Raw genomic sequence first — 4,142 nt, forward strand, 5'->3', positions numbered from 1 at the left:
GGCCGAGATTCGAGCGTTACGAGCTTGGCCACGATCCTGAGCCCAGGGTTTAATCCGCGAGCGGTCAGGGTCACAAATAAGTTGTCCGGGTCCTGCGGCAAGGCAGTCACCAAGCCTCTGGCCTCATGAATCCGTGCCTGCGAAAGGGTTTCATCGTCGGTGGCGTCGCCTTCGATATAAAGCACGGAACCGATTTTCTCGACTTGCTTGATCCTGTCTCGATCCCTTTCGATGATGACGAAAGGGATCCGCACCTTGAGAAACTCCTCGACGACGTGACGACCGGTTTCCCCGATACCGCAAAGGATAATGTGGTCTTTGAGCCTTTTAATCTCGGTCTCCATCTTTTTTCTCCCGATGATACCCGTGAGGGATCCTTCGACGACGAACGCAGTGCCGGCAGTTAATCCATAAGTTAACGCACCCACGCCCACCAAAATGAGAAAGATTGTAAAGACCCGGCCCGCAGGCGACAGTGGATGAGTCTCTCCATATCCCACGGTCGCTAGAGTAATAACCGTCATAAAAAGCGAATCGAAAAAGTTCCAGCCTTCGATCAGTTGGTAACCGATGACGCCTACTAGAAGAGCCAGTAGTATAACGAGAATTGCGAGGAGGAGCCTACGACCAGACGTTTCCATGAGACAGTCTTCTCATCTGATTGAAAGGAGCTTGGAATCACGCGGTATCGGCAATTCCATGTTAAGTTGCGACAGGGACTGCCTTTCGGCTTGCGAAGGCCCCACTCGAAACAACCATTGATCAAAGCGCACCGTGTCCACCTCTGTCCGTCTGCCAAAATAAATCGCAACCTCCACTTCCATAGGGCGGTATAAATCTTTCGGCGATAGCCTGCGATATTTCCCGAAAGAAAATTTATACATATCTGCTTTTTGCGCACCCCTTTGGATAAAAAACGACATGCGATCGACCGTATAGGTGGGGCCCCTTCGATCGAGGCGCAACTCGACATGAGGGAGCATTACCGCGGAAGACTTCGGCCGGCCCGTAAGCACGGGATGGGGCCCACTGACTGCGCCGTCCGTCAGTTCCCACCCATAACCGCTTAAGTAACCGTAGAGGTTTAGGAACATGAAAGGCAAGCGAGTACCGAGCATCTGAGCAAGCGGAGACATGGCTACGCGAATGATCTTTTGTGGGTCAATTTCGGGAACAACAGCGTTTTCTCGTGACGTCGCTTGGGGGAAATCCAGATCCTTCGTGTACCTCGCGCCCCTCTGAGGTCCCGACACAAAATCCACTCGTACTCGTTCCGTGCCTCCACCGTTTTCCTTTTCCGAGATCGTCCTTCCGAGTACAAACCGGCGCTCACTACTATCAGACGCTCTGACGAATCCACCCCTGGCAAACTCGATGCATTCGTCTTTCGCAGCGATTTGCTCACAGTTCATCTGTTTTCTTAGCTCCGCAAAAACCTCATCCCCATTTCTCGCAAGCGCATAGGGCGACAGCGATAGCAGTCCCGTGGTGGCCAACAATAACAGGCTTAAAGTTCGGATATTCACATAGATCTCCTAACGGACTGTATGTTGGTATTATATCGAAACGTTCACGGCAAGTCTTTATTCTTATGAATATTTCTCGCCACGATCATCCAGGTCACCCTTGAAAAATGTAGAAAATGTCTCATGATTACGAAGGCACCCTCCAAATCAATAGCCAACAACCGTTAAAAATAACGGTAAAAAACTGTTGACCAAACCACCATAAGTAGGGTATACGAAATTAATATGGCTTTCTACGTTATAGAGAAATGGTCATGGTGACACCCGTGGTTACACTAGTTTATTGTCTTTTCGTTCTCCTAATACCTCGATTAGCAGGGGCGCAGGACCTTGCACAGCAGATAGCGGCTGCAGCCGCTGCGGCTCCAGGGGCTGCGGCAGCTACACCCGCGGCGGAGGAGGATCCGGTTATAAAATGGTGGCGAGATCATGTTAAAGGAAGCTTTCGCTCCAAAACGTTTGCCTCCTTCCAGACCACTTTGGAGGAACAGAGAACCGTCCGACAAGAGGGCGTGTTGAGACTGGAAATAAACCAGGACTTAGGCGAAGGCTTCGGACTCTTTCTCGCTCCGCAGTGGAAGGCCGATAGCGGGAACTATGTCAAGGAACCCTGGATGAATTTTCGCGATAGCACCTTCCGCGACCCGTACTTTGGCTTCAACCAGGGCTATCTCAGGTACCGGGCTGAGAGTTTTGATGTGACCGTCGGCAAACAGATTTACTCCTGGGGAACAGCGGACGGCTACAACCCAACGGACTATCTGCTCAATCCGTGGGACTACCAGGACATTCCGGATCGTGAAAAGCTGGGCGTATTCTCCATATCCGCGAATTACTATCTCCCGAACACCTCCTTTCAGTTCATCGTCATTCCCCTTTTCACTCCTAGCCGTATTCCGATGGTCAACAACCGCTGGCTGGGAATTGGAAATCCGACGGTCGACCTTCTCGGCCCGTTCGCCAAATTGGCGCTTCCGTTCATCGACTTGATTATAAAAGACGGGAGAAAATTGCCACCTAAGCGGTTCGAGAACACGGAGGTCGCGTTCCGGGCGAAGACCTCGGCGATATCCGGCTGGGACCTCTCCCTGAGCTACTTTGACGGCTATGACAACTTGCCCGTTGTCTCCGTAGGGGGCCCTATCTGTGTTGTCGTGCCAACATTGGGCCCCGTCTGCGTTGGGCCGCCAAAAACGGTCTTCCCCCGCGTGCGCGCCATCGGCGGAGACTTCTCAACCACCTTTGGTAAACTGGAAGTTCACGGCGAGGCCGTTGCGAAGTTTTACGACGGCGGGCTGACTACGGACAGGATGCCTGTGGTTATTGGCGGAAGATACGTGTGGGACCAGAGCGATGTAGGGGGGCTAGGTCTCGAACAGATTCTTTTTGTCCTGGAGTATGGCCACGACTTCGACCTGCACAAGAGAGATAATCCTCTCACCAGAGATCTGAGTTTCTTTGTCCGTCCCATTCAGAGCACCATCATCAGCCGCCTCGGATTCAAGATTGACGACGCCAACGAATTCACGTTCTCGACAGCCGTCAACTTCTACGGCCCGAACAGCGGCTATCTTCAGCCAAAGTATTCTTACAAGTTTACGGACAATTTAAAGGCGGAAGTCGGCTTCGATGTCTTCTGGGGGGATTTCAGCATCAAGCCAGTGCTTATCCCACCTGGACTCAACAAGAAGTTGTCCTTCTGGGGCAAGTGGGACAGGAACGACCGGGGCTTCTTGAACCTGACCTATCTCTTTTAAGGACGGGTCCATCGGGGTTCGTTTTGTTGCAACCACAGCCAAACGGTCCCCAGATTTAGGCGCATCAGGGCCATTGGTGGCGGGAGCGCTTGTCCCGCGGCGCCGGTCACCTTTCGAAGCCGTGCGTGATTCGCGCACGCTCATCCTCTGCTTACCTCATAGACCCCATGACAACACCTTTTCAGCCATCGCTGTGAGTAGGAGACACTCATGAGAACGCAAATTTTCCGAACCGCAGTTTCGGCCCTTTTCGCCTGGGCCTTCTTCGCGTCGTCGGCCAGCGCTCAGACCGGAGTGGACGTCATGAAGAAGCAAAAAGAGCTGCTTAAAACCAAGGATGAGTACGAGATACAAAAAATGGTTTTGGTCAACGCGCAGGGGCAGAAAAAAGAACGTAAGATCGAGCGCTACACGAAAACCGACGCCAGTGATCTCAACAAAATCCTGATCCGATTTCTCAGCCCCAGGGATGTTGAGAATACTGCTCTGCTGACCTGGGAAAAACAAGGCGGCGATGACGACCAGTGGCTCAATCTACCGGCCGTCGGCAGGCCCAAAAGGATCGCCTCCAGCGGTAAGAAAAACCGCTTCATGGGAACGGATTTCTCCTATGAGGATTTAAGACCTGAAGCTCTTGACGCCTACACCTACAAACTGTTGGGCAGCGAGACCTGCGATGGTAAACCGTGCTTCGTAATCGAAGCGGTGCCTAGAACCGAAAAGGAACAACAGGACAGTGGCTATAGCAGAAGGAAGTTCTGGATCCTCAAGGACAACTACTACTCGGTCAAGCGGGAATTTTACGATCCTGCGGGCACGCTTGAGAAGATCGAGCGCTCCACGGCTCTCAAATCCGTGG

At 52.4% G+C, this 4,142-nt stretch carries 4 protein-coding genes; 2 read left to right on the top strand and 2 right to left on the bottom strand.

Annotated features, from left to right (window positions below; genetic code table 11):
* Both VI895_03090 and VI895_03095 read right to left on the bottom strand, forming a co-directional pair.
* Positions 1-641: potassium channel family protein (locus tag VI895_03090; GenBank protein ID HLG18788.1), on the bottom strand; the 641-nt coding region annotated here is incomplete at its 3' end.
* A gap of 12 nt (positions 642-653) precedes the next feature.
* Positions 654-1,526: a hypothetical protein gene (locus VI895_03095; protein HLG18789.1), complete on the bottom strand. Its 873-nt coding sequence runs from the start codon at positions 1,524-1,526 to the stop codon at positions 654-656.
* A 254-nt stretch (positions 1,527-1,780) separates the two neighbouring features.
* On the opposite strand from VI895_03095, the gene VI895_03100 reads away from it, so the two are divergent.
* Both VI895_03100 and VI895_03105 read left to right on the top strand, forming a co-directional pair.
* On the top strand, positions 1,781-3,283 hold the full coding sequence (locus VI895_03100; protein HLG18790.1) for a hypothetical protein: 1,503 nt from the start codon (positions 1,781-1,783) through the stop codon (positions 3,281-3,283).
* Positions 3,284-3,493: 210 nt separating this feature from the next.
* On the top strand, positions 3,494-4,142 hold a 649-nt coding region (locus VI895_03105), incomplete at its 3' end, for an outer membrane lipoprotein-sorting protein (protein ID HLG18791.1).

The organism is Bdellovibrionota bacterium, assembly GCA_035292885.1.
Classification (GTDB): Bacteria; Bdellovibrionota_G; JALEGL01; order JALEGL01; family DATDPG01; genus DATDPG01.